Source organism: Bradyrhizobium sp. SZCCHNR1051, assembly GCF_032489615.1.
Taxonomy (GTDB): Bacteria; Pseudomonadota; Alphaproteobacteria; order Rhizobiales; family Xanthobacteraceae; genus Bradyrhizobium.
Map to the genome: position 1 here is coordinate 107,313 of NZ_JAUEYJ010000028.1, position 26,204 is coordinate 133,516.

General features: G+C 65.5%; 19 protein-coding genes. 9 read left to right on the forward strand and 10 right to left on the reverse strand.

Annotated elements, in window-relative coordinates; translation table 11 throughout:
• Positions 1 to 93 precede the first annotated feature (93 nt).
• Positions 94 to 1,242 (reverse strand): adenosyl-hopene transferase HpnH, encoded by a 1,149-nt coding sequence (gene hpnH / locus QW868_RS29560; RefSeq protein WP_315714889.1) that lies wholly within the window; start codon positions 1,240 to 1,242, stop codon positions 94 to 96.
• A gap of 34 nt (positions 1,243 to 1,276) precedes the next feature.
• Positions 1,277 to 2,203 carry a 4-hydroxy-3-methylbut-2-enyl diphosphate reductase gene (gene ispH, locus QW868_RS29565; RefSeq protein ID WP_316232177.1) on the reverse strand — a complete coding sequence of 309 codons (927 nt, stop codon included), beginning with the start codon at positions 2,201 to 2,203 and terminating at the stop codon, positions 1,277 to 1,279.
• A gap of 488 nt (positions 2,204 to 2,691) precedes the next feature.
• On the opposite strand from ispH, the gene QW868_RS29570 reads away from it, so the two are divergent.
• On the forward strand, positions 2,692 to 5,292 hold the full coding sequence (locus QW868_RS29570; RefSeq protein WP_316232178.1) for an MMPL family transporter: 2,601 nt from the start codon (positions 2,692 to 2,694) through the stop codon (positions 5,290 to 5,292).
• Positions 5,293 to 5,354: 62 nt separating this feature from the next.
• Here the strand turns inward: QW868_RS29570 and QW868_RS29575 are convergent, their stop codons facing one another.
• Entirely contained in the window at positions 5,355 to 5,981 is a 627-nt protein-coding gene (locus QW868_RS29575; protein WP_409997722.1) for a DUF2147 domain-containing protein, read from the reverse strand.
• Positions 5,982 to 6,082: 101 nt separating this feature from the next.
• On the opposite strand from QW868_RS29575, the gene hpnO reads away from it, so the two are divergent.
• Positions 6,083 to 7,474, forward strand: a complete 1,392-nt coding sequence (gene hpnO / locus QW868_RS29580; protein ID WP_315737300.1) for an aminobacteriohopanetriol synthase HpnO — start codon at positions 6,083 to 6,085, stop codon at positions 7,472 to 7,474.
• Positions 7,475 to 7,585: 111 nt separating this feature from the next.
• Here the strand turns inward: hpnO and QW868_RS29585 are convergent, their stop codons facing one another.
• The 4 genes from QW868_RS29585 to QW868_RS29600 all read right to left on the reverse strand — a co-directional run bounded on the left by QW868_RS29585 (position 7,586) and on the right by QW868_RS29600 (position 10,299).
• On the reverse strand, positions 7,586 to 8,374 hold the full coding sequence (locus QW868_RS29585; protein ID WP_315798074.1) for an anti-sigma factor: 789 nt from the start codon (positions 8,372 to 8,374) through the stop codon (positions 7,586 to 7,588).
• Positions 8,371 to 8,925 (reverse strand): sigma-70 family RNA polymerase sigma factor, encoded by a 555-nt coding sequence (locus QW868_RS29590; RefSeq protein ID WP_315813093.1) that lies wholly within the window; start codon positions 8,923 to 8,925, stop codon positions 8,371 to 8,373. Before QW868_RS29590 ends, QW868_RS29585 begins: the two co-directional genes overlap by 4 nt.
• 97 nt (positions 8,926 to 9,022) lie before the next feature.
• Positions 9,023 to 9,340, reverse strand: a complete 318-nt coding sequence (locus QW868_RS29595; RefSeq protein ID WP_315779693.1) for a cupredoxin family copper-binding protein — start codon at positions 9,338 to 9,340, stop codon at positions 9,023 to 9,025.
• 14 nt (positions 9,341 to 9,354) lie between these two features.
• Positions 9,355 to 10,299: a metallophosphoesterase family protein gene (locus QW868_RS29600; protein WP_315813074.1), complete on the reverse strand. Its 945-nt coding sequence runs from the start codon at positions 10,297 to 10,299 to the stop codon at positions 9,355 to 9,357.
• Positions 10,300 to 10,501: 202 nt separating this feature from the next.
• Between QW868_RS29600 and QW868_RS29605 the strand changes: the two genes are divergently transcribed.
• Positions 10,502 to 11,674 (forward strand): acyltransferase, encoded by a 1,173-nt coding sequence (locus QW868_RS29605; RefSeq protein WP_316232179.1) that lies wholly within the window; start codon positions 10,502 to 10,504, stop codon positions 11,672 to 11,674.
• Positions 11,675 to 11,941: 267 nt separating this feature from the next.
• On the opposite strand, the gene QW868_RS29610 is transcribed toward QW868_RS29605, so the two are convergent.
• Entirely contained in the window at positions 11,942 to 13,561 is a 1,620-nt protein-coding gene (locus QW868_RS29610) for a GMC family oxidoreductase (RefSeq protein WP_315776493.1), read from the reverse strand.
• 174 nt (positions 13,562 to 13,735) lie between these two features.
• On the opposite strand from QW868_RS29610, the gene QW868_RS29615 reads away from it, so the two are divergent.
• Positions 13,736 to 14,905 (forward strand): M20 aminoacylase family protein, encoded by a 1,170-nt coding sequence (locus QW868_RS29615; RefSeq protein WP_315757710.1) that lies wholly within the window; start codon positions 13,736 to 13,738, stop codon positions 14,903 to 14,905.
• A gap of 50 nt (positions 14,906 to 14,955) precedes the next feature.
• Here the strand turns inward: QW868_RS29615 and QW868_RS29620 are convergent, their stop codons facing one another.
• Both QW868_RS29620 and QW868_RS29625 read right to left on the reverse strand, forming a co-directional pair.
• Entirely contained in the window at positions 14,956 to 16,440 is a 1,485-nt protein-coding gene (locus tag QW868_RS29620; RefSeq protein WP_316232180.1) for a UdgX family uracil-DNA binding protein, read from the reverse strand.
• A 93-nt stretch (positions 16,441 to 16,533) separates the two neighbouring features.
• On the reverse strand, positions 16,534 to 17,772 hold the full coding sequence (locus QW868_RS29625) for a putative DNA modification/repair radical SAM protein (RefSeq protein WP_315798068.1): 1,239 nt from the start codon (positions 17,770 to 17,772) through the stop codon (positions 16,534 to 16,536).
• Between the two features lie 173 nt (positions 17,773 to 17,945).
• On the opposite strand from QW868_RS29625, the gene QW868_RS29630 reads away from it, so the two are divergent.
• From QW868_RS29630 to QW868_RS29650, 5 genes are all read left to right on the forward strand, one after another.
• Complete coding sequence (locus QW868_RS29630) at positions 17,946 to 18,734, forward strand: DNA repair protein (RefSeq protein ID WP_315798067.1); 789 nt, start codon at positions 17,946 to 17,948, stop codon at positions 18,732 to 18,734.
• Complete coding sequence (locus QW868_RS29635; RefSeq protein WP_315798066.1) at positions 18,634 to 20,217, forward strand: DNA polymerase Y family protein; 1,584 nt, start codon at positions 18,634 to 18,636, stop codon at positions 20,215 to 20,217. Before QW868_RS29630 ends, QW868_RS29635 begins: the two co-directional genes overlap by 101 nt.
• 340 nt (positions 20,218 to 20,557) lie before the next feature.
• The gene (locus QW868_RS29640; protein WP_316232181.1) at positions 20,558 to 24,139 is read left to right on the forward strand and encodes an error-prone DNA polymerase; all 3,582 of its coding nucleotides are present in this window, start codon (positions 20,558 to 20,560) and stop codon (positions 24,137 to 24,139) included.
• A 278-nt stretch (positions 24,140 to 24,417) separates the two neighbouring features.
• Complete coding sequence (locus QW868_RS29645) at positions 24,418 to 24,912, forward strand: hypothetical protein (protein WP_315737318.1); 495 nt, start codon at positions 24,418 to 24,420, stop codon at positions 24,910 to 24,912.
• A gap of 15 nt (positions 24,913 to 24,927) precedes the next feature.
• On the forward strand, positions 24,928 to 25,803 hold the full coding sequence (locus tag QW868_RS29650) for a hypothetical protein (RefSeq protein ID WP_315737319.1): 876 nt from the start codon (positions 24,928 to 24,930) through the stop codon (positions 25,801 to 25,803).
• Positions 25,804 to 26,204 lie beyond the last annotated feature (401 nt).

Sequence of the window (26,204 nt, forward strand, 5' to 3'; positions counted from 1 at the left end):
CGGAGCGTAGCGTTCATCCCGATCCAGAGATCAGTTGAATGAAAAAAGCCGCCGATCACTCGGCGGCCTTTTGATTGATCAGAGCCGTGAAGATCAGGCGGCCGTCGAGGCCTTCTGCTGCGCCTCGATCGCCTCGTCGTGACGGATCTCGGAGAGGCGCTTCTGCACCTCCGACGAGAACACGTACTGCGCCGGGCGCTGCTTTGAGAGATCGATCTCCGGCGCCATCGGACCCTCGGTCTTGATGCCGCGCAGCGACACGAACATCGCCTTGATCGGGTTGGTCAGTGCCGCATTGGCGGCGGTCGCCTCGTAGCCGCAATGCGCCATGCAGTCGGCGCACTTCTCGTACTTGCCGGTGCCGTAGGAGTCCCAGTCGGTGGTCTCCATCAGCTCCTTGAAGGTCTTGGTGTAGCCTTCGCCGAGCAGATAGCAGGGCTTCTGCCAGCCGAAGATGTTGCGCGCAGGCATGCCCCAGGGGGTGCACTCGAACTCCTGGTTGCCGGCCAGGAAGTCGAGGAACAGACCGGAATGCATGAAATTCCACTTCTTGCCCTTGCCGAGCTTGAAGACGTCGCGGAACAGCTGCTTGGTCTTGGTGCGGTTGAGGAAGTGCTCCTGGTCCGGCGCGCGCTCATAGGCATAGCCGGGCGACATGGTCACGCCGACGCCGAGCTCGGTCGTGAAGTCCAGGAACTTGGCGATCTCCTCGGCGGGATGGCCGTCGAACACCGTGGCGTTGACGTTGACGGTGAAGCCGCGCGCCTTGGCGGCCTTGATCGCGGAGACGGCGCGGTCGAACACGCCCTTCTGCGAGACCGCCTTATCGTGATGCTCGCGCAGGCCGTCGAGGTGCACCGAGAAGAACAAATACGGCGACGGCTCGAACAGGTCGAGCTTCTTCTCCAGCAGCAGCGCGTTGGTGCAGAGCGAGACGAACTTCTTGCGGGCGACCAGGCCGCGCACGATCTCGCCGATCTCCTTGTGGATCAGCGGCTCGCCGCCGGGGATCGCCACCATCGGCGCACCGCATTCGTCGGCCGCGTCCCAGCACTCCTGCGCGCTCATGCGGCGGTTGAGGATCGCGTCGGGATAGTCGATCTTGCCGCAGCCGGCGCACGCCAGGTTGCAGCGGAATAGCGGCTCCAGCATCAGCACGAGCGGATAGCGTTTCCGGCCGAGAAGCTTCTGCTTCATCAGATAGGCCCCGATACGCAGTTCCTTATGGAAGGGGATTGCCATTACGTCTCTTCTTTCTGGACCAAACGAGGACCGATCAGCCCGCGACCAGCTCGGCCGGCAGGCGGAATTCGATGTTTTCTTCCCGCCCCGGGACCACCGCGACCTCAACCGGTCCGATGCGCCGCAGGGCTTCGATGACGTCGTCGACGAGGACTTCGGGGGCCGAGGCGCCGGCGGTGATGCCGACGGCCTTGGCGTCCTTCAGCCAAACCGGATCGAGCTCGCTGCCATCAGCGATCAGATAGCTTGCGACCCCGGCCTCGGTGCCGATCTCGCGCAGTCTGTTCGAGTTGGAGCTGTTGGCGGCGCCCACCACCAGGATGACGTCCACCAGCTTGCTTAAGTCCCTTACCGCAGATTGCCGGTTCTGTGTCGCATAGCAGATATCCCGGATATCGGGACCTTGAAGGTCTGTAAAGCGGGCTTGAAGGGCTAAAATGATGTCCCTGGTGTCGTCCACGCTGAGCGTGGTCTGGGTAATATAGGCCATGGGGGTGTCGACCGGCAGGGGCAGGGCGGCGACGTCGGCGACGTTCTGGACCAGGTAGACCGGGCCGGGAACTTGGCCCATGGTTCCCTCGACCTCCGGGTGGCCGGCATGGCCGATCAGTACTAGGGTACGGCCTTTGGACATGTAGCGCTTGCCCTGGTTGTGGACCTTGGTCACCAGCGGGCAGGTGGCATTGAGCACCGGCAGCCCGCGGGCGGCCGCTTCCTCCTCGACCGTCCGGGCAACGCCGTGGGCGCTGAACACGGTGACGGCGCGCGGCGGCACCTCGGAGAGGTCCTCGACGAAGATGGCGCCCTTGGCCTTCAGGCTCTCCACCACGTGCTTGTTGTGGACGATCTCATGACGCACATAGACCGGCGGGCCATACTTCTCCAGCGCGCGCTCGACGATCTCGATCGCACGCACGACTCCAGCACAAAAACCGCGCGGCTGCGCGAGATACACCTGCATGGGACGTCCAGCCACGTTGCCTCACTTTCGACCCGGCACCTCCGTGCGTGCGACGGGGCTGCAATATTCGCACCAGCGAATGCCCCAATTGCCCGCCACACCGATGGAAGCGCAGGGCTTTGTGTCAAAAATCGAGCGAAGAGGAAAGCCAGTCTGCAAGTCGCTCGCATGTGACCCGTCGCACACAGCCCGCGACAGGCCGCAGGTAATTTAGTAATTATAAATTAGATCAATTAATTGAGTTGGTTATGCTCTCACTCGTTCGTCACTTTACCGCCGAGAACAGCCGCTATATCAGCCGCCCCGACGGTTCCGTGCATCGTTCGACCTGATCCGCCGTCGAGGGACCATCCTCGTCTTCAAAGGTTGGGCCAGGCCGGGTCGGGGCGCCGCTCAGGATGTGTGCGTCCGGGGCTCGCCCTGATCGGGGAACTCCGCCATGAAGCGGACGTTTCCGCCCAGCTCTCTAAACATTAGAAAGTCACGAAGTGCTGACCACGTTTGTCGTCTCGATCGTCAAGGCCTGCACCCGGTTTGCCTGGCCGACATTGATTGCGGCCCTGCTGCTCTCCGTAGGCGCGGGCTTCTATACGGCGCGTCATTTCTCCATCAATACCGACATCAACAAGCTCATTTCGCCCGAGCTCGACTGGCGCAAGCGCGACCAGCAGTACGAGCAGGCCTTCGATCGCGATCGGATGATCCTGGCGGTGGTCGAAGCGGCGACGCCCGAGATGACAGGTGTGGCGGCCGATGCGCTCGCCAAGAAGCTCAAGGGCGACACCGCGAACTTCTCATCGGTCGAGCTGCTCGGCGGCGGCGAGTTCTTCGCCAGGAACGGCCTGCTGTTCCTGCCGACCGAGGAGGTCAAGCAGCTCACGGACCAGTTCGCGGCGGCGGCGCCGCTGGTCGAGATCATGGCCGGGGACCCCTCGATCCGCGGCCTGACCGGTGCGCTGGAGACCGGCCTTGCCGGCGTCAAGCGCGGGCAAGTCAAGCTCGACAACGTCGCGCGGCCGTTCGACTACATCTCCCAGACCGTCGAGACCGTGCTCGACAAGGGCGATGCGACCTTCTCCTGGCGCCAGTTGATCTCCGACAAGCCGCTCGAAGACAGTGACAAGCGCGCCTTCATCCAATTCAAGCCGATCCTCGACTACCAGGCGCTCGAGCCGGGCAAGGCCGCCACCGATGCGATCCGGCAGGCCGCGGTCGAGCTCGATTTCCCCAACCGCTTTCACGCGCGCGTGCGGCTGACCGGGCCGGTGCCGATCGCCAACGAGGAATACGCCACCGTGCAGGAGGGCGCCGTCGTCAACGGCATCGGCACCGTGGTCGTCGTGCTGATCATCCTGTGGCTGGCGCTGCATTCGGCCAAGATCATCTCGGCCGTGTTCATCAACCTGTTCATCGGCCTCGCCCTCACTACGGCCGTTGGCCTGATGATGGTCGGCTCCCTGAATCTGTTGTCGGTCGCGTTCGCCGTGCTGTTCATCGGCCTGGGCGTCGATTTCGGCATCCAGTTCAGCGTGCGCTACCGTTCCGAGCGCTTCAAGAACGACAATCTGTCTGAGGCGCTGGCGGAAGCTGCGCGCCGCTCCGCGGTGCCGCTGTCGCTCGCGGCGATGGCGACGGCTGCCGGTTTCCTGTGCTTCCTGCCGACCGACTACAAGGGCATCTCCGAGCTCGGTGCCATCGCCGGCGCGGGCATGATCATCGCGTTCCTGTCGTCGATCACGGTGCTGCCGGCCCTGCTGAGGATTCTCAATCCGCCCGGCGAGAAGGAGCCGGTCGGCTATGCCTTCCTGGCGCCGGTCGATCATTTCCTCGAGAAGCACCGCGTGCCGATCATCGTCGGCACCCTCGGCCTGGTCGTCGCCGGCCTGCCGCTGCTCTACTACATGAAGTTCGACTTCAACCCTATGAACCTGCGCAATCCGCGCGCCGAGTCGATCGCGACCTATCTCGACCTGCGAAAGGATCCGAACACGGGCGCCAACGCGATCGACGTGCTGACGCGCTCTGAGACCGAGGCCAAGGCGATCGAGGCCAAGCTCGAGAAGCTCCCCGAAGTGGCGCGCGTGATGTCGCTCGACAGCTTCGTCCCCCAGGACCAGCCGGCCAAGCTGAAGCTGATCGCGCAGGGCGCGAAGGTGCTGGGGCCTGCGCTCAATCCGGACCAGATCGATGCGGCGCCAAGCGACAAGGAGAATGTGGACGCCCTGAACTCGACCATCGACAATCTCCGGCGCACCGCGGGCGAGAGCAGTGGGCCGGGCGCGGTCGCGTCGCGGCGGCTCGCCGACGCGCTTGCCAGGCTCGCGGGCGCCAGCGAAGCGGTGCGCAACAAGGCGCAGGCGGTGTTCGTCGAGCCGTGGAAGATCACGCTGGCGCAGCTTGGCGCCACGTTGCAGGCGCAGCCCGTCAGCCTCGCGAACCTGCCACCGGAGCTGGTGTCGCAGTGGAAGAGCAAGGACGGATTGATTCGGGTCGAGGCGCAGCCGAAGGGGGATCCGAATGACAACGACAATCTCAGGCGATTCGCCAACGCGGTGCTGGCGGCCGAGCTCAATGCGATCGGCGGGCCGGTGTCGATCCTGAAGTCAGGTGACACGATCGTGAAGGCATTCATCCACGCCGGCATCTACTCGCTGGTCGTGATCAGCCTCCTGTTGTGGGTGACCTTGAAGCGCTTCACCGACGTGCTGATGACGATCGTGCCGCTGCTGGTCGCAGGCGCCGTGACGTTGGAGATCTGCGTGCTGATCAAGCTGCCGCTGAACTTCGCCAACATCGTCGCCCTGCCGCTCCTGCTTGGCATTGGCGTCGCGTTCAAGATCTACTACGTGGTGGCGTGGCGCGGCGGCCGCACCAACCTGCTGCAGACCAGCCTGACCCGGGCGATCTTCTTCAGCGCGCTGACGACGGCGACCGCGTTCGGCAGCCTGTGGCTGTCGAGCCATCCCGGAACGTCCAGCATGGGCAAGCTGCTGGCGCTGTCGCTGGTCACCACGCTCGCCGCCGTGCTGCTGTTCCAGCCGGCGCTGATGGGCAAGCCTCGCGAGATCAAGGAGCAAGAGGGCTCGTGATCCCGGAATAGAAAAAGCGGCCGATCTCTCGGCCGCTTTTTTGTTCGGGTGACGGACGCCAATTAACGGGCGCGCGCGATATCGGGCAGCAGGCAGATATCGCCGACCTGGTCCGCGGGCTTTTGTCCCGGCTTGGCCAATGCGGTTGCGCCACTGCCGACGCCGGTCGTCGTTTTGGCCGCCGGGGCAGGGGCTGGCGCGATTGGTTTCTGTGTACCTTTAGCCATGCTGTTCACGGGGCTCGATGGGATCGGCGGAGCGACCCGCGTCCAGGTCTCGCCGCCGCACAGGAAGCCGAGCACGCAGCCCTTGATCTCCAGGTGATCGGGATCGATCGGCGTGATGGTCGAGCTGTAGAGCTGCCCATCCTTGGCGTTGTAGACTTGGCCTTCCCACGCGTCTGCGCCGGGCTTCTTCTTCATGTCGATCAGGATCGGCATGCCGAGCGTCGGACGGCTCTGGCGGGCCGGATCGGGGTTGTTGCTGTCGCGTCCGCCCGGGGTCTTCTCCCAGGCCACGACGCCCCACATGCTGCCATTGCATTGTGCGACTCGGATGTTCGCGACGCCGTCGGCGACCCGCCAGTCGCCGGTGGGGTCGGCCGCGAGCGCGGAAGAAATTCCTGCTGCGAACACGACTGCAGAGTATGCTAGTGTCGTCGACATGAGATATCTAAGGCGATGCAACATTGGCAGAAACCCGTGCTTGCTTTGATGGTGCGAATGAGGGCAAAACGCCGCATTGCGCGTTTTCAGTTGACGTCACGTCCATCAACCGAAGTATGTAGCCGATGCTAAAACCCAATCTAGACGTTTCCGAGATGTTTGTGGAGCGCCAAGCGCAGCGCAGCACGATGCATTCTCGGCATCTGAACGAGCAGCTTGTCCGCGTTCTCAAGACGATTGGATATGATGTTGGGTTCCAGAAGGGACAAGGGCAATATCTCTACGATCGTGATGGGGCCCGTTATCTTGACCTGCTCAGCGGTTTTGGCGTCTTTGCAATCGGCCGCAATCATCCGACGCTGCGCGCCGCGCTGAAAAGCGTCCTCGATAGCGATCTGCCGAATCTCGTTCAGCTCGACGTCTCGACCCTGGCGGGTGTTCTTGCCGAGCGGCTGCTGGAATATGTCCCGTATCTGGACAAGGTGTTCTTTGCCAATTCCGGCGCCGAGACCGTGGAAGCCGCGATCAAATTCGCGCGTGGCGCGACCGGCCGGCCTGGTATCGTCTATTGCGGGCACTCCTATCACGGCCTCACCTACGGCGCGCTATCGCTGACCGATGATTCGAACTTCCGCAACGGCTTCGAGCCGCTGCTGCCGGGCTGCACGGCCATCCCCTTCAACGATCTTGCCGCGCTCGAGCAGGCGCTGTCGTCGCGCGAGATCGCAGCCTTCATCGTCGAGCCGATCCAGGGCAAGGGCGTCAACATGCCCTCTGACGAGTTCCTGCCCGGGGCCGCCGCGCTCTGCAAGAAATATGGCACCATCTTCATCGCCGACGAGATCCAGACCGGCATGGGACGCACCGGCCGGTTCCTTGCGGTGGAACATTGGAACGTCGAGCCCGACATGGTGCTGCTGTCGAAGGCGTTGTCCGGCGGCCATGTCCCGGTCGGCGCACTGCTGACGCGCAAGCAGATCTTCGACAAGATCTTCAACCGCATGGACCGCGCCGTGGTGCACGGCTCGACCTTCGCCAAGAACGACCTCGCGATGGCCGCCGGCATTGCCACGCTCGAGGTGATGAAGGCCGAGAAGCTGGTGGAGGCCGCCGCCAAGCGCGGCGCCGAGCTGCGGCTGGCGCTGACGCGGATGGTGCCGGGCTACGAGCTGCTCAAGGAAGTGCGCGGCAAGGGACTGATGATCGGCGTCGAGTTCGGTCCGCCGAAATCGCTGCGCCTCAAGGCCTCCTGGACCATGCTGGAGAGCGCCAACAAGGGCCTGTTCTGCCAGCTCATCACGGTGCCGCTGTTCAAGGATCACAAGATCCTGACCCAGGTCGCCGGCCATGGCCTGCACACGATCAAGCTGCTGCCGCCGCTGACCATCACCGAAGAGGACTGCGCCTGGATCGAGCGCGCCTTCGACGACGTCATCGCGCAGAGCCACAAGGTCCCCGGCGCGATCTGGTCGCTCGGCAAGACCCTGGTCGACAACGCGATCCGCAAATCGGCGTGATGTTCGCGTCGGGTGGGGCAAAGGCGCGTAGCGCCGTGCCCACCGTTTCAGTTCGTCTCCGGACAGACCGTGGGCACGCTTCGCTCGCAATGACTGAAGCGCGAGAGCGCGTCATCCCTCCTTGTTCGCACCCATCGCGCGCTCGAACCGCTCGCCGAACTCGTTGAGTTCGTCGGCGCCGATATCGCTGACCGCCCAATAGCTCAGGCCGCGGTCGCGCCAAGAGCGAATGTTGAAGCCTTGGACGGTGTCCATCCGTGCGGCGCGGCGCTCGGTAGACGCGGTCTGCGCCACGAACAGGTTGATGACGTGCTGGCGGCGGCGATAGACCACGGCGCCGATCGCGCGTGCGTCGACATAGTCGAGCCGCCCGCCGATCAACGTGAAGCCTTGTGCGGTGAGGTCGATCACCGGTGGCGCGACGTCGAGCTTGCCGTTGAACCAGGGCTTGACGGTGTGCTGATCGGTCGAGATCACGTCGGTGAGGTGCCCGGCCTGCAGCGAGCGCAGATGCGCCGAGACGATCTCGGCCTCGATCCGCTGCTGGTCGTCATTGCGCAGCACGATGGCGACGAGGCCGGTGGCCGCCAGCGCCGACACCGCCGAGCCCAGGGCGAAGCCTCGCAGCAGCGTACGTCGGCTCGGCACTGCAGCGAGCGGGGTGATGGAGGCCGCATCGGCCGGCGGCAGGGTGGCTTCGATCCGCTGGCGCAAGGCAGGGGACGCCTTGTAGCTGAGGTCGGTGCCGGCGAGCATCTGCTTCATCTGCCGGATTGCAGCAAGCTCCGCGGCGCAGCGCGGGCAGCTCGCAACATGGGCTTCGACCTCGCGCGCGTGGCCGGCGTCGAGCTCGCCATCGGCCAGCGCGTGGATCAGGATCTCGGCTTCATCGCAGGTCATCGTTGTGGCTCCTCCCGCGCGAGCCAGGCGGCGCGCAGCATCGCGCGGGCGCGGGCGAGGCGCGACATCACGGTGCCGACCGGCACGCCGGCCGCCGCCGCGATCTCGCGATAGGACAGATCGTTGACCTCGCGCATGACGAAGGTCTCGCGAAACGGCTCGGCCAGCGTGTCGATCAGCCGGCGGATCGCCGAGGCATCACGTTCCCGCAATACGGCGCCTTCCGGCGTCTCGGCGCTCTCCTGCCACAGCGGCGGCTGCTCGGCCGCTTCCGGCGCGTCGTCGAGCGCCTTGGCCGGCGCGCCGGCGCGGCGCGCGAATTCGGCGTGGCAGACGTTGCGCAGGATCGCGAACAGCCACGGCTTCATCGCCGGACCACGGTAAGCGTCGAAATGCTTCAGCGCACGCAGGTAGCATTCCTGCACGGCGTCCTCGGCGTCGGCAGGGTTGCGCAGGAGATAGCGCGCCAGGGTGTAGACGTCGTCGAGATAGGGCAGCGCCGCCTCGCGGAAGCGTCGCGCCCTCTCGGGATCGTCATTGGCTGTTGTCACCGGCGTGGTCTCCGGCTCGGTTCGCGGTCGCACGGCGCGGCCGGCGCTGCGCCGCCGACCGGTCCATGTGACGATGCTCATGCCCTGGTTCGCGATGCTACTCAACCTTGACCAGTCCCGTCATGTGCGGATGCAGCGAGCAGAAATATTTGTAGTCGCCGGCGGCTGCGAAGGTGAAGGAGAAGCTGTCGTCGGTATCGAGCGTCTTCGACCTGTATTTCCCGGCCGACACCACCGTGTGCGGGATGTCGTCATGGTTGGTCCAGGTCACCGTGTCGCCGACCTTCACCGTCAGCGCAGCCGGGGTGAAGGTGAAATTGTCGATCGTGACCTTGATGGTCTCGGCGCGCGCCGGCGTGGCGCAAACAAGCAGTACGGCGGCCAAGCCGACGCCGCGAAGAACAGGCTGGATCATCGCGTTTTCGTCCCTCAGCCCGCAAGCGGCGTATCGATGATGGCGAGGCGCTCGTCACCGACCTTGAAATCGATGCTGGCGATGCCGAGCAGGCTGCGCAGCCTTGCGTCCTCGACCTTCATCGGGCCGGGCGAGGGCGCCGTGCCCGGCGCCGGTTGCGGGAACGCGGTCGAGCGCGCGGTGTGGAAGGTGACGTTGCCTTCGACCTTCTGCATCACCTGGTGGATATGGCCGTTCAGCACCGTCACCGAGCCGAACCCCTTCAGGGTGTCGAGCGCGCGGCCGCCATCCTCGGTACCCCAGCCCCATTGCGGATACACCGTCCACAGCGGGATGTGCGCGAACACCACGATCGGCGTCGATTTCGAGCGGCCCTTGAGATCCTGCTCCAGCCAGGCAAGCTGCTCGGCGCCGAGATTGCCGAGCCCGCCGGCCTTGAGATCGACCACGTTGACGAGGCCGATGAAGTGCACGCTATTGGCGTCGAACGAATACCAGCCGGCGCCGCGGCTGCCCTTGCCGTAGCGCTCCTTGTAGAGCTTGACGTCCTCGTCGAGGAAGTCGTGCTCGCCCGGCACGTAGTGCACGTCGAGCCGGGATTGCGAGATGATGCGGTCGGCATCGTCGAACTCGGCTGCCTTCGACAGATGCGAGATGTCGCCGGTATGGATCATGAAGGCCGGCTTCACCGGCATCGCCTTGATCCGGTTCACGGCCTCTTCCAACGTCCCGATCGCGTTGGGATTGGCCGGCTTGTCGAAGCCGACATGGCTGTCGCTGATCTGCAGGAAGGTCAGGCCGGAGGCGGGCTGCTCGGCCGCCCGCGCCGCGTCGACCAGGCCGAGCGAACGTGGCACGCCGCCCGACAAGGTCCAGAGCACGCCCGTGCCGGCCCATGTCATGCATTCCAGCACCTTGCGGCGGCTGACGCCGCTCTCGTCATGATCACCAAGGCTCATCGTCATCTCCCGTTGCCCGTCATCGGGCTTGCGGGTGAGAAGAGCGGTGGCGGCCCGGGTTTATTCCCGGCTTCTCGCGATCCCAAAGCGATGACGTGTTCGTGATCATCCCGGCAATGGCCGACGGCTCACCTGTTCACGCAGGATGTGGCGCAGGGCCGCGCGAAATATATGAGCGGCTGATGGACTGGATGCGACGTCGATGCATGAGCGCGTGACCCCGACCCTGCAACGAACCGAGACGTCGCGCGATCGGATCGTGGCGCTCGACCGCGCCAGGACCTTCATCACGCTCTCGGTCGTGCTCTATCACTCCGCGATCAACTACACCGATTTCGGCCAGGGCGGCGACCGCATGCACTGGCTCGGATTCGATCTGGTCGCGCTGTTCAACGACAGCTACTTCATGTCGTGCATGTTCTTCATCTCCGGCCTGTTCGTGCCGGCGAGTCTGGCGGGCAGAGGAGCGTCGGACTATGTCGGGCGCCGCGCGCTGCGGCTCGGCGTGCCCTATATCGTGTCGATCTTCGCGATCATGCCGATCGCCTACTACCGTTACTATGTGGCCGAGGATCAGTTCAACGCGGTGTGGTGGCGGATGATCAGCGAGGGGCCGTGGCCGTCCGGCTCGGCCTGGTTTCTCGGCGTGCTGCTGGGGTTTGATATACTGGCTGCGCTCGTCTGGGTCCTGGCACCGCAGGCGATCGGCGCACTCGGGCGCTGGGCCGGGACGTTGCTGCACTATCCGCTCACTGGCTTCCTGATCTTCCTCGTCATCGCCAACCTGGCCTATCTGCCGCCGCATCTCGGCTTCGGTGACGGATTCTGGTTCATGCCCGGACATTTTCCGCTGCCGCTGCAGGCGAGCCGGGTGCTGCTCTACCCGACCTTCTTCGTCGCCGGCATCGCGATCGGTGCCGCCGGGCTGCGGGCGGGGCCGTTCGCAGCCGATGGCGCACTGGTCCAGCGCTGGTGGATCTGGTTCGGTCTTTCCTACGGCTGCTACGGCGCGATCCTGTTGCTGGCCTACGCGCATCACAACTGGATCGCCGATTTCGATTCACCGCCGCTGTGGTGGCGCGCGGCCTATGGCATGGCGGTCGCGAGCTTCTGTGCCGCGATGGCGTTCGCCGTGCCGACCTTCTTTCAGCGCTGGGCAAAGGCGCCGCTGGCGCTGATGGACCGCATCCAGCCAGCGGCCTACGGCATCTATCTCCTGCACTTCCTGCCGCTGCTATGGCTGCAATATCTGGTCTACGACCCGGCGTGGCCGGCCGCCGTGAAGTTCGCGACCGTGCTGATCGGCACGCTGTCGGTGAGCTGGCTCGCAGCAGCACTGTTGCGCCGGGTTCCGCTGGTGGCGCGGATCATCTAGGTCAGCATGCGGCGATGCGTAGGTGGGCAAAGGCGATGCCGTGCTCTCTCACATCCGAGATATTAGTGGCGCCGTGCCCGCCGCCGTGCCGCCGAGTCTGCCGCACGACGGTGGGCACGCGCCGCCTTCGGCGCCGCTTTGCCCACCCTACGATTCCCGCATCATTGCGAGGAGCCCAAGGCGAAGAAGCAATCCAGAGTGGGGTCGGGACCCTGGATTGCTTCGCTGCGTTCGCAATGACGGGAATGAGGAGTCGGACGTGAGCGCCTAGCGCCCATCCTCCAAGATCATCGACGCCGCCTTCTCCGCGATCATCGCCGTCGGCGTGTTGGTGTTGCCTGACGTGATGGTCGGCATGATCGAGGCATCGGCGACGCGCAGCCGTTCGATGCCGCGGAAGCGCAGCCGCTCGTCGACGACCGCCATCGGATCGTCTGCGGTGCCCATCCTGGCGGTGCCGACGGGATGGAAGATCGTGGTGCCGATGTCGCCGGCGGCCTTGGCCAGCGCGGCGTCGTCATCGCCGACCGACGGGCCGGGCAGGTATTCCTGCGGCCTGTAGGCCGCAAGCGCATTCTGCTTCATCAGCCGGCGCGTGACGCGGATGGCATCGGCCGCGACCTGGCGGTCGTCCTCGGTCGCCAGATAGTTCGGTGCGATCGACGGCGCTTCGTCGATCCTGGCGGAGCGGATGCGCACCGTGCCGCGCGAGGTCGGGCGGAGGTTGCAGGCGCTGACGGTGATCGCGGGAAAACGATGCAGGGGATCGCCGAACTTGTCGAGCGACAGCGGCTGCACGTGAAACTGGATGTTGGCGCGGTCGCGCCTCGGGTCCGAGCGCGTGAAGATGCCGAGCTGCGACGGCGCCATGGTCAGCGGCCCGCGGCGCCGGAACGCATAGTCGAGCCCCATCAGGCCGCGGCGGACCAGCGAGTAATAGGTCTCGTTCAGCGTCTTCACGCCCGTGACCTTGTAGATCGCGCGCTGTTGCAGGTGGTCCTGCAGATTGCGCCCCACGCCTGGCTTGTCGAGGACGACGTCGATGCCGAGCTCGCCGAGCCACTCGGCCGGGCCGATGCCGGAGCGCTGCAGCACCTGCACCGAGCCGATCGAGCCGGCGCTGAGGATCACCTCGCCCTTGGTGCGCGCCTCGATGGTCTCACCATTCTGCTGGAAGCGCACGCCTGTGGCACGGCCGTTCTCGACGATCAGGCGGTCGACGAGGACGTTGGTTTCGAGCCGCAGGTTAGGCCGCTTCAGCGCCGGCTTGAGGAAGCCCCGCGCGGAGGACCAGCGCCGGCCGCGCTTCTGGTTGACGTGGAAATAGCTGATGCCTTCATTGTCGCCGGTATTGAAGTCGGGGATGCGGCGGATGCCCATCTGCTCGGCGGCGTCGCCGACCGCGTCCAGCACCGCCCAGGACAGCCGGGGCGCCTCGATGCGCCAGCCGCCGCCTGTGCCGTGATGCTCGCTCTCGCCGAGAAAATGATCCTCCAGCCGTTTGAACACCGGGAGCACGTCGGCATAGCTCCAACCGGCGAGACCGAGCTGGCGCCAATGGTCGTAGTCGGCGGCCTGGCCGCGCATCGAGATCATGGCATTGATCGCCGAGCAGCCGCCGATCACCTTGCCGCGGGGGTAGGCCAGCGAGCGGCCGTTCAGGCCCGGCTCGGCCTCGGTGCGGAACATCCAGTCGGAGCGTGGATTGCCGATCGCGAAGAGGTAGCCGACCGGAATATGGAACCAGATCCAATTGTCGTTGCCGCCGGCCTCGAGAATCAGGACGCGGCTGTTCGGATCGGCCGACAGCCGGTTGGCGAGGATGCAGCCGGCAGTGCCGGCGCCCACCACGATATAGTCGAAATCCCCCTCGAGCTGTCTCGGCATCGGCATTCCCTTCCCATCATTGCCAGGCTTTTAGTCAGCCCGGACGGGCCCGGACAAGCGCCACGTTCATGGCTGGTTGACCGAGCCATGAGACGGGCGCAGCCCTTATCTTGGGCGGTGCGGCTTTTGCATGCTAAACAGGCGCAAAGTCCCATTGGAGTTACGAGATTCCCCATGCCCATCGTCAACCGCGTCGCCGATCTGCAGCCCGATATCCAGGCCTGGAGGCGGGATATCCATTCGCATCCGGAGCTGCTCTACGACGTGCACCGGACGGCGGCCTTCGTCGCCGAGCGGCTGCGCGAGTTCGGATGTGACGAGGTCGTGACGGGCCTCGGCAAGACTGGCGTGGTCGGCGTCATCAAGGGCCGCAAGCCCGGACATGGCGAGGTGAGGGTGCTCGGACTACGCGCCGACATGGACGCGCTGCCGATCGAGGAGGCGACCGGGCTGCCCTATGCCTCGAAGACCCCGGGCATGATGCATGCCTGCGGCCATGACGGCCACACCGCGATGCTGCTCGGCGCGGCGCGCTATCTCGCCGAGACGCGCAATTTCGCCGGCGAGGTCGCCGTGATCTTCCAGCCGGCCGAGGAGGGCGGCGGCGGTGCGGACGCGATGATCAAGGACGGGCTGATCGACCGCTTCAAGATCGATCAGGTCTACGGCATGCACAACGGCCCCGGCCTGCCGGTCGGCGCGTTCGCCATTCGCCAGGGGGCGCTGATGGCATCGACCGACGCGGTCGACATCACCATCGAGGGCCATGGCGGTCATGCCGCCAAGCCGCATAATTGCATTGACTCTCTTCTCGTCGGCGCCCAGCTCGTCACGGCGCTGCAGCAGATCGTGTCGCGCAGCGTCGATCCGCTGGAGGCCGCGGTGCTGTCGATCTGCGAGTTCCACGCCGGCAACGCCCGCAACGTGATTCCGCAGAGCGCGGTGCTGCGCGGCACGGTGCGGACGCTGACGCCGAAGGTGCGCGAACTGATGGAGAAGCGGGTGCGCGAGGTCGTGACCGGCGTCGCCCAGATGACCGGCGCCAAGATCGACCTGAACTATGCGCGCGGTTATCCCGTCGTCATCAATCACGCCGAGCAGACCGAGATCGCGATCCGCGCCGCCAAGGAGGTCGCGGGCGATGCCAACGTGCACGAGATGCCGCCGATGATGGGCGGCGAGGACTTCGCCTATATGCTCGAAGCTCGTCCCGGCGCCTTCATCTTCGTCGGCAACGGCGACAGCGCCGGCCTGCATCATCCCGCCTACAACTTCAACGACGAGGCGATCGTCTACGGCACCTCGTTCTTCATCAAGGTGGTGGAGAACACGCTGGCGGCGTGAGCCGTCGGTGGGTTCTGCTCCTTCCAGCGAAGGGGCAGAGTAAATGCCCATCACGCCGCGTGCGCGGCGCGCTTGATCGCGGCGGCGGCGATCTTCAGGTCTTCGACGAAGCGCTCATACTCCCGCGCCTTGGCGTCGGCATCCGGCAGCCGCAGCAGGTAGGACGGGTGCACCGTCACCATCGCCTTGGGGCCGTCTGCGAGGTCGACGACATGGCCGCGGCTCTTGTTGACCGGCGTGATCTTGCCGAGCACGGACTGCGCCGCGGTGGCGCCCAGCGCCACGACCAGGGCCGGACGCACGGTGGCGAGCTCGCGCTCGTACCATTGCCGGCAGGCCTTGATCTCCGGCGTGTTCGGCTTCTGGTGCAGCCGGATCTTGCCGCGGGGCACGAACTTGAAGTGCTTCACTGCATTCGTGACGTAGACCTTGGCTCGGTCGATGCCGGCCTCGGCCAGCGCGCGGTCGAGCATCTGGCCGGCGGGGCCGACGAAGGGATGGCCGGCGAGGTCCTCCTTGTCGCCGGGCTGCTCGCCGACCAGCATCAGCGGCGCATGTGCGGGGCCTTCGCCGAACACGGTCTGCGTGGCGTCCTTCCACAGCGGGCAGGCGCGGCAGCCGGCGGCTTCTTCACGCAAGGTCTCGAGATCGGTGGACTCGACATCACGTGAGGTCTCAGCAGCATGCGCGTGTGTGATTGGCTTGCGGGTCATCTCGCTCTCCTCGACGCGTTTCTGCGGCTTGTGCGGTGAGGTGCCGGGCTCGGCGATCATCTCCGTGGTGCGCCGGGAGGCGGCCGCGATCAGCGGCTGGATCAGCTTCGCCTCGGGCAGGTTCTGCCAATATTTCTTCGGCATCTCCTTTTCCATCGCCTTCACTTTCAGCCGTGCCGGATTGAAAATGCTGGCGTAATAGCGCAGCCACAGCTCTTCGAGCCGGTCCTCCGACGGCGCGTCAGCCTTGCTCACGCCGGGCGTGAAGCTGACGCGGCTGCCGTCCCAATGCGCACAGAGTTCGGGCGCCAGGATCGACCACGGCATGTCGGCGAAGCGGCGGGCGAAGAACGGCGCGGCGCGCGCGACGATGTGGTGCTCGGGCTCGAACCAGGCGACGTAGCGCGCCTCGCGCTCGCGGCCGACCTCGCGGAAGCGGACGAAGGCGTGCATCTTGTGGACGTCGCGGCGCACCGCTCGCGCCAGCGCGTTGGCCTGCGCGACATCAGGATCGGTCGTGATCTCCATCAGGTGGTGGTTGGTCCTGAGACGCCACAGCAGCCGATAGAGCAGGGTGAAGCGGTTGGGGTCACTGTGAAGGATCGCGCTCTCGGCGAGCTCCATGAAGCTCGCCGGCACCGAGAACGCGCCCTCCGGCACCTCCGGCAGCGTCGTCTCGGCTTCATCGTCGAACAGATCGGCCGCCGCGCCCTTGACGCGCCAGCTCACCTCGGCCGGCTTGACGTCGTTCATCGCCAGCGCCCGCGCTGCCCGGCGCCAGCCGTCGAAATCAGTGTCGTTGTCGAGGGTTACGACGTGCATTTCTCTCCTCACGTCATTGCGAGCGAAGCGACGCAATCCAGACTTCTCGTGCGGCCCTGGATCGCTTCGCTGCGCTCGCGATGACGGCTTCCGTTAGAATCCAAATCCCAGCTGCTGCGGTTTCGGCCGCAGCCGGGCCGCCAGCGCGGCGCCGTCGAGCAGGGACGGCTGTGGCCGGTGGTCGGAGAGAACGATGAACGGCAGCGCCTTGTTCCTGATGACGTTGAGCTGGGCCAGATCCGCAAAGCGGATCGTGGTGGTGCGGCGGGTCGCGAGGATGCGCTCCACCGTGCGGGTGCCGAAGCCGGGCACGCGCAACAGCTCCTCGCGGCTTGCTGTGTTGATGTCGAGCGGGAAGCGGTCGCGGTGGCGCAGCGCCCAGGCGAGCTTGGGGTCGATGTCGAGCGGCAGCATGCCTTCGCCTTCCTCGACGATTTCATCGGCGTCGAAGCCGTAGAACCGCATCAGCCAGTCGGCCTGGTACAGCCGGTGCTCGCGCACCAAGGGCGGCGCCTGCAGCGGCAGCGCGCGGCTTGCATCGGGGATCGGGCTGAAGGCGGAGTAATAGACGCGCTTGAGCTTGTAGGCGCCGTAGAGATTGGCCGAGGTCGACAGGATGACGCGGTCGTTGGCGTCGTCGGCGCCGACGATCATCTGCGTGCTCTGGCCTGCAGGGGCAAAGCGCGGCGGCCGCGCCTTCCGCACCGTCTTCTTGGCTTCCACCGTCTCGTCGAGCTTGAGCCGGAGACGGCCCATGGTGCGGCGGATGGCGCGCTGGTCCTTCTCCGGCGCCAGCCTGGTGAGGCTCGCCTCCAGCGGCGTCTCGATGTTGATGCTGAGCCGGTCGGCATAGCGGCCGGCCTCGGCGATCAGCGCCTCGTCAGCCTCCGGAATCGTCTTCAGATGAATGTAGCCGCGGAAGCGATGCTCCTCGCGCAATTTGCGCGCGACCGAGACGACCTGCTCCATGGTGTAGTCCGGGCTGCGGATGATGCCGGACGACAGGAACAGACCCTCGATGTAGTTGCGGCGATAGAAATCGATGGTGAGCTTCACCACCTCGTCGACCGTGAAGCGCGCGCGCGGCACGTTGGAGGAGGCGCGGTTGACGCAATACAGGCAGTCGTAGTTGCAGGCGTTTGTCAGCAGAACCTTGAGCAGCGAGATGCAGCGGCCGTCCGGCGCATAGGAGTGGCAGATGCCCATGCCGGGCGCGGTCGAGCCGAGACCCTTGCCGTCGCGGGAATCCCGCATCTCGGTACCGCTGGAGGCGCAGGAGGCGTCGTACTTGGCGGCATCGGCCAGGATCTCCAGCTTGCGGAGCAGCTCCATACCTTTGAATCCCTTTGATTCCATTCGCTGAATCACATCGGGGGCAATCCCGATTGACTCTCTCGAAGGCGTTAGCTTTATATTAGAACGTATCATGAACAAAGAGGGCCGTCGTGGGTTCAACTGCAACAACGGCAGCGCCCGCACGATGGATGGAAGAGGAGCGGCGACGGATGACCGGCGCACGCATGGATACGCTCGCGCGTCTGCGCGGCCGCATTGCCCGTCTCGAGGCGGGAGATGGCGCACATGACCTGCGCCGGGTCGCGCTCGGCCATGACGAGGCCGACGCCGTGCTGCAGGGCGGCCTGGCCACCGGCGCGCTGCATGAGGTGTTCGCCGAGACCGGCCGTCAGGCGACGGCAGCGACAGGCTTCCTGTGCGGGCTCGCGGCGCGCGTCGCGGCGCGCCGGCCGCTGATCTGGATCCGGCAGGATTTCGCCGAGCGCGAGATGGGCGCGCTGTCGATGAGCGGGCTCGCCGAGCTTGGCCTCGACCCGCGCCGCATCGTGATCGTGCGGGCGCCCGATCTCGATCACGGCTTGCGCACCGCGGCCGACGCGCTCGCCTGCGATGCGCTGGGCGGGGTGATGCTGGAGGTGTGGGGCGAGACGCAAAAGCTCGATCTCGTCGCCAGCCGCAAGCTGACCCTGGCGGCACAGGAGTCCGGCGTGACCGCGCTCGTGTTGCGCATTGCAGCCACACCCGAACCTTCGACCGCCGAGACGCGCTGGATCGTCCGCACCGCGCCGTCGCTACCCTCGGCGCCCTGGATGGCCTGGGGCGCGCCGCGTCTCGACGCCGAGCTCATTCGCAACCGTCACGGCCAGACCGGACGATGGATCATGGAGTGGAGCCCCGATGCGTGCCGTTTCAGCGAACCGGCGGCGGATCCTCAGCCTGTGGCTGCCGCGCCTGCCCATCGATCGGATCAAGCGAAACTGCTCCGCCGATCGGCGTGACGACCTGCCGCAGGTCGTCGTCATCAAGGACGCCAATGCGCTCTTGATCCATGCGCTGGACGAGGCGGCGGCGTGCCATGGCGTCAGCCTCGGCCAGCCGCTGGCGAACGCCCGCGCGGTCTGTCCCGACCTCGTCGTCCACGAGGCCGACCTCGCGGCTGACGCCAAGATGCTCGAAGGCATCGCCGACTGGTGCGACCGCTTCACGCCGCTGGTCGCGCTGGATCCGCCGCATGGGCTTTCGCTCGACATCACCGGCTGCGTGCATCTGTTCGGCGGCGAAGCCAAACTGATGCGGTCGCTCTGCGATGCGCTGACCGCGCACGGTCTCACCGTGTCGGCAGCGATCGCCTCCAACGCCGTGTGTGCGCGCACGCTGAACCGGCAGGTGCATGGCCGCATCGTGCCTGACGGCGAGGAGGCGGCCGCGGTGGCGCCGCTGCCGGTGGCAGCCCTTGGCGGCAGCGAGGCGATCACGCTCGGCCTGCGCCGCGCCGGCTTGAAGACGATCGGCGACGTCGCGTCGCGCGGCCGCAACGAGATCACGGCGCGGTTCGGTGTCGCCTTCACCCGCGTGCTGGCCCAGGCGCTGGGCGAGGCCGATGCGCCGATCAGCCCGCGCAAAGTCCCGCCGGACTACATCGTCGACAAGCGCTTCGCCGAGCCGGTCGCGACCGATACGGTGATCGCGGCCAGTCTCTCCAGTCTCGCCGCGATGCTGGTGGCGGCGATGGCACAGCAGGGCAAGGGCGCGCGGCGGCTCGAGGCCTGCTTCTTCCGCACCGACGGCCTGGTGCGCGTCATCGCGGTCGACACCGGCCAGCCGGTCACCGAGGCCGCAATCATCGACCGTCTGTTCCGCGAGCGGCTCGACGCCCTGAATGATCCGCTCGATCCCGGCTTCGGCTTCGACATGATCCGGCTGTCGGCGAGTCGCAGCGAGATCGTGGTGCAGCAGCAGCGCGATCTCGACGTCCATGTCCACGACAATGACGAGCTGTCGGCGCTGATCGACCGCATCGCCGCGCGCATCGGCGGCAAGCGTGTGGTCGTGCATCTGCCGGTCGACACCCACATCCCGGAGCGGGCAGCGCTGCCGTTACGGGCGCAGCAGCATCTCGCCGTCGCCACGGTGGCCGATTGGCCGGAGCGCAGCGAAGGCGAGCCGCCGCTGCGCCCGTTGCGGCTGTTCGCGCAGCCGGAGGCGATCCAAGTGATCGCCGGGGTGCCGGACGGCCCGCCCGCGCGCTTCGTCTGGCGCCGTGCCGCGCATGCGGTGGTGCGCGCCGAAGGCCCGGAGCGCATCGCCATGGAATGGTGGCGGCCGGGCGGGCAGGGGCTGACGCGCGACTATTTCCGCGTCGAGGACGAGCACGGCCTGCGCTTCTGGCTCTACCGCGACGGGTTGTATGACCGCGAGCTCGATCAGCAGGAGGGCCTGCCCGTACAGCCCGCCTGGTACATGCACGGTCTGTTCGCATGAGGGTGGGGGAGATGGCACACATCCCGCGGCGACCCCGCTGCTCACCCTCCCCTGGAGGGGGAGGGTCGGCTCGCATGCGTGCATGCGAGCCGGGGTGGGGTGACAGACCATCCGCGTTTGCGCTGCCCGTTGTCCTCGAGGCCAACTTACCGGCAGCTGAGAAGAGCTGGCGCAATGACAACCGGTTGCTGGGCTCACCCCACCCCGCCGCGCGCTCTGCGCGTGTCGACCCTCCCCCTCCAGGGGAGGGTGGGCAGCTGTGCAAGCCGGTGCGTTGGGGCAAATCACCTGCAGGAGGCGGGCAACGCGCTGTCACGGAAACAGCCTGCGCGGTCGCGCCATGATCCCCGTCCCCTATGCCGAGATCGGCATCACCACCAATTTCTCCTTCCTGCAGGGTGGCTCGCATCCGCAGGACTACGTGCACCAGGCCGCCGCGTACGGCCTCGAAGCCATCGGCATCGCCGATCACAACACGTTGGCCGGCATCGTGCGCGCCTATAGCGAGCTCGGCAATGACCGGCTGAAGGACAAGCCGAAGCTCCTGTACGGTGCACGTCTCGTCTTCACCTGCGGCACGCCGGATATCCTCGTCTATCCGCGCGACCGTGCGGCTTACGGCCGGCTGTGCCAGCTGCTCACCCGCGGCAAGCGCGGCAGCGATCTCGACAAGGTCGCCAAGGGCGACTGCCGCCTGACCTTCGAGGATCTGTTTGATTTCATCGAGGGGCAGCTCCTGGTGCTGATGCCGCCGCATCGCTTCGACGAGGCTGTCATCAGCGAAGTCCTGACGCGGCTGAAGGACAGCCGCGCCGAAGGCGTGTGGCTCGCCGGCAGCCTGCTCTATCGTGGCGACGACCGCCGCCGGCTGGCGCGGCTGGCGCGTCTCGCCGCATCGGTCAAGGTGCCGCTGATCGCCACCAATGACGTGCTGTATCATCATCCCCAGCAGCGGATGCTGCAGGACGTGCTGACCTGCATCCGCGAGAAAGCCTCGATCGAGGCCATCGGCCGAAGGCTCCAAGTCAATGCCGAGCGCCACCTCAAGCCGGGACACGAGATGGCGCGGCTGTTCCGCGATCATCCCGGTGCGATTGCCGAGACCATCCGCTTCACCGACCGCATCGTCTTCTCGCTCGACCAGCTCAAATACCAGTACCCCGACGAGCCGGTGCCGCCGGGCAAGACCGCGCAGGGGCATCTGCAGGACCTGACTTGGGCCGGCGCCAAAACCTATTTCGGTGATGATCTCGACGACCGCCTGCGCGCAGTCCTCGACAAGGAGCTGGCGCTGATCGCCGAGCTCAACTACGCGCATTATTTCCTCACGGTTCACGACATCGTCCGCTACGCCCGCAGCCAGGGCATCCTGTGTCAGGGCCGCGGCTCAGCGGCGAACTCGGCCGTGTGCTACGTGCTCGGCATCACCTCGGTCGATCCGACCAAGATCGATCTGCTGTTCGAGCGCTTCATCTCCAAGGAGCGGCTGGAGCCGCCCGACATCGACGTCGATTTCGAGCATTCGCGGCGCGAGGAGGTGATGCAATATGTCTATCGCCGCTACGGCCGGCACCGCGCGGCGATCATCGCCACCGTCATCCATTATCGCCCGCGCAGCGCCATCCGCGACGTCGGCAAGGCGCTGGGGCTGACCGAGGACGTCACGTCGGTGCTCGCCGACACCGTGTGGGGCAGCTGGGGCGACGGCCTCTCCGACATGCAGGTGCGCCAGGCCGGGCTCGATCCAACCAATCCGATGATCCGCCGCGCCGTGGAGCTGGCATCGGAGCTGATCACCTTTCCGCGGCACCTGTCACAGCATGTCGGCGGCTACGTGCTGACCCAGGACCGGCTCGACAGCTACGTGCCGATCGGCAATGCCGCGATGGACGACCGCACCTTCATCGAATGGGACAAGGACGACGTCGACGCGTTGTCCATGATGAAGGTCGACGTGCTGGCGCTGGGCATGCTGACCTGCATCCGCAAATGCTTCGACCTGATCGCCGATCACAAGGGCCAGCGATACGTGCTTTCCGATATCCGGTCGGAGGACGACAACGAAGTCTACCAAATGCTGCAGCGGGGCGAGTCGCTCGGCGTGTTCCAGGTCGAGAGCCGGGCGCAGATGAACATGCTGCCGCGGCTGAAGCCGCGCACTTTCTACGACCTCGTCATCGAGGTCGCGATCGTCCGGCCCGGACCAATCCAGGGCGACATGGTCCATCCGTATCTGCGGCGCCGGAACGGTCTCGAAAAGGTCAGCTATCCATCGCCGGCAAACGGCCCGAAAGACGAGCTTTACAAGGTGCTGCACAAGACGCTCGGCGTGCCGCTGTTCCAGGAGCAGGCGATGCGGATCGCGATCGAGGCCGCAAAGTTCTCGTCGGAGGAAGCCAACGGCCTGCGCCGCGCGATGGCGACGTTCCGCAACGTCGGCACCATCGGCTCCTACGAGGAGAAGATGGTCGGCAACATGATCGCGCGCGGCTACGATCCGGCCTTTGCCAAGAGCTGCTTCGACCAGATCAAGGGGTTTGGCTCCTACGGCTTTCCGGAAAGCCATGCCGCGAGCTTCGCCCAGCTCGTCTATGTCTCCTCCTGGCTGAAATGCTTCCATCCCGACGCGTTCTGCTGCGCATTGCTCAACTCGCAGCCGATGGGCTTCTACGCACCGGCGCAGATCGTCGGCGACGCCCGCAAGAATGGCGTCGAGATCCGGAACATCGACGTGTCCCACAGCTTCGCCGACAACACCCTGGAGGAAATGGGTAGCAAATACTGCGCCGTCCGCCTCGGCTTCCGCCAGATCGACGGTTTCCGCTGGATCGATCGCGACGAGGAGCGGATCAAGCGATTGTCGGAGGCGATGCGGAGCGAGGCGGAGGCTTGGTCGTCGGTATCATTCCCTCGTGATGTCATTTCTCCGTCGTTCCGGGGCGCGCCAGGGAGGCCGCGCGAAGCGCGACCGGATGGTGCGAACCCGGAACCTCGAGATTCCGGGTTCGATGCTCAGAGCAAAACAGCTTCGCTGCTTTGCTCTGTCGCATCGCCCCGGAATGACGGAGGCGGCATGCCCGGCGCTTCTCTCTTAAATGACCAGACAGGCGACGACGACTGGGCCGACCGCATCATCAAGGCGCGCACCCGCGGGCCCTTCACTTCGCTGGAAGACTTCGCCCGCGACACCGCTCTGCCCAAGCGCGCGCTGCTGCTGCTGGCCGATGCCGATGCGTTTCGCTCGCTCGGGCTCGATCGCCGCGCAGCACTCTGGGCCGTGCGCCGGCTGCCCGACGATGTGCCGCTGCCGCTGTTCGAGGCTGCCATCGCCCGCGAGCAGCCGGACGAGGGTGCCAAGCCGCTGCCCGAGATGCCGCTGCCGGAGCACGTGGTCGCGGACTATCAGACCATCCGCCTGTCGTTGAAGGGCCACCCGATGGAGTTCCTGCGCCAGCGCTTCGTTACGGAAGGCGTGCTGGCCTGCCGCGACGTCAACCACGCCAACGACCGCCGTCGCGTCCGTTGCGCCGGCGTGGTGCTGGTGCGGCAGCGGCCGGGCAGCGCCAAGGGCGTCGTGTTCATGACCCTGGAGGACGAGACCGGCATCGCCAACATCGTGGTGTGGCCGAAGGTGATGGAGACCTTCCGCAAGGAGGTGATGGGCGCGCGCCTCGTGCTGGTCGAAGGCCGCATCCAGAGCAGCCCCGAGAAGGTCGTGCATCTCGTCGCCGAGCGCCTGGTCGACCGCAGCGCCGATCTTGCGCTGCTCTCCGACGATCGCCTCGGCGCAGCCGTGCCGCACGGCCCGATGCCCGCCGAGCCGCTCAACGACGACCGCCGCGATCACCCCGACAATCCCTCCCAGCGCGTCGGCCACCCCCGCAACGTCCGCATCCTGCCGCGCTCGCGCGATTTTCATTGAGGTCATTGCTATGCAATACAGCCGCCATGGCCACGTGACACCGGTGCTGCTGCCCTGTTCCGAGGACAGCATCGTTGGATTGGTCCGTCGAACCGGCTGAAGCATTGCGATTCGCAACAACGGTCTCATCCGACTTCAAGCCTATCAATTTCCCGGAGAGCTCCACGGTTCTTCGCGAGGCGCGCTGCGCGCGCTCATCTCAGTTCGTCGGTTGATCCAAATCAATAAACAAAACTTTAAGTTGTTGGAGAGTTCGTTCCAGAACAAGGCAACCCACCATGACCGAGACCCCCAAACGATCCGCGTCGCCGGTACCTGACCCAGCCGCCCACGAGCGGTACAAATTAGATGAACACGATCAGTTCACGGTCCCGAAGGGTGGGACATACAAGCTCGATCTTGCGAATCGCTGCGTTGTCGCAGCCGCTTCCGGCATCGGTATTGCCCCCTTCGTATTCTCGGGTGCAATGAGCTCCGACGCACTTGCTGCGCCATCCTATATCCCGCGTCGCCTGACCGACGAAATGCTCCAACAGATCCTGTCGCCGGATATTCAGACGAGAGTCTTCAAGAGTTTCGATAACATCGGGACGCTGCACGCCCACGTCCCGAAGATTGCCGAGCTGTCCCGGACTATGAAGAGCTTCGGCGAAGCAGCCCCACACTTCGTGCTTACGGTTGGAGCCAAGGATCACAAGGACGCAGCACTGAAAGCTGATGCCGAGACCGCTCTCCGCGGTCACGGTGTCGACGCCCATATCCACATCGTCTGAACCTGAGGGCTGCACATGACGAGTCGGCCGCCAGCGCAGGAGGATCCGATCGGTTTCGAGGCCATCGCCGAACTCGCGGACGCCCAGGAAAAGCAGGTCGATGCAGCGGGCGTCTCATTGCGGGAAACAGCGAAGTGGATCGTGAGCGGGATCGCCGTCGCGGCAGCTGGTGTCGTGGTCGGAACGTCGCTCTCTTCCTTGGGGGCTTTCGGTTTCGGGGTACGGCTGGTGATTGCCGTTTCCGCCATCGCGGTCGGCTTCATCGGGCTTGGGGTCCTGTTCGGTTTTGCCATCAAGGTCATCGCGCCGCCGAGTCTCACGCTGCAGGACTTCGCCGACAGCAGGGGCATACCGAGCAGCTGGAAGGAGAGGATCGAACTCAGGGCCAGACCTTTTCTGAAAGGTTTGTCGGTAAACAGCCTGGAGGAATTGTGCGAATATTTGCGCGCGCCCCGCAACCGCGACGGTTCCGCACTCTCTCCAAACGATTGGCGTGCGCTGAAAGAATCCCGACGCTTGATCAGCCTGACCGCCAACTCCGAGCTCAGGCGGCTCCTGTTCGACAGACTGGTGCGGATGACCTACGTGATGACGCCACTGATTGCGGTCGCTGTCGTCGTGTTTGCTTGGGCTGCCAATCCGCCCAAGGATGTATTGCGTGCAATGCCGGTACCGGTCGAGCTGGACGCGAACGTCCACCCGGAAGACCTCCCGCAGCTGATCAAGGCCCTGGGAGCTTCGGCATGTGTGGAGGGCAAATTGCACGTGATCGTTCTTGATGAGTGGCGGTCAGGCATCCAAGAGGTCGTGACGGTGCCAAAGCCATCCTGCCCGCCAGTTCGTCTTCTGCTCAACCAGGGACGAATCTCACCTTTGAGCACGCGGCCTTGAGGCCAGCCGCATGAGCTGCACCTGTCGAACATGTTGGGGTCCATGTTCGAGATGGTGGTGGCCTCGTTGCGCGACCATCAAAGATTTTTCTTTCTTTTTTTCAGAAAATGTGTTTCATTGCGGCCATCCCGCTCCATCGAAGAAGGGGCGTTGCGCGCGATCGTCACGACACGCGGGGCGGGGAGCGATGGCTGTGTTTGTGCCGCAGCGTGCGTTGTGCACGCGGACGAACGGCAGGCTTGCGGACGTGAAGGCGTATGGTCCTGGCGCCCCGATGCTGGCGCCAAGTCCGCGGGTGATGATCCCGCCGGCGACGGTGGCTAAATGTGGTCTTCCAGGAGGTTGTCCATCCGGTCTGAACCGAGGAAGCTGAGGTTGCGAAGCTTCAGTGTTCCAAGGAG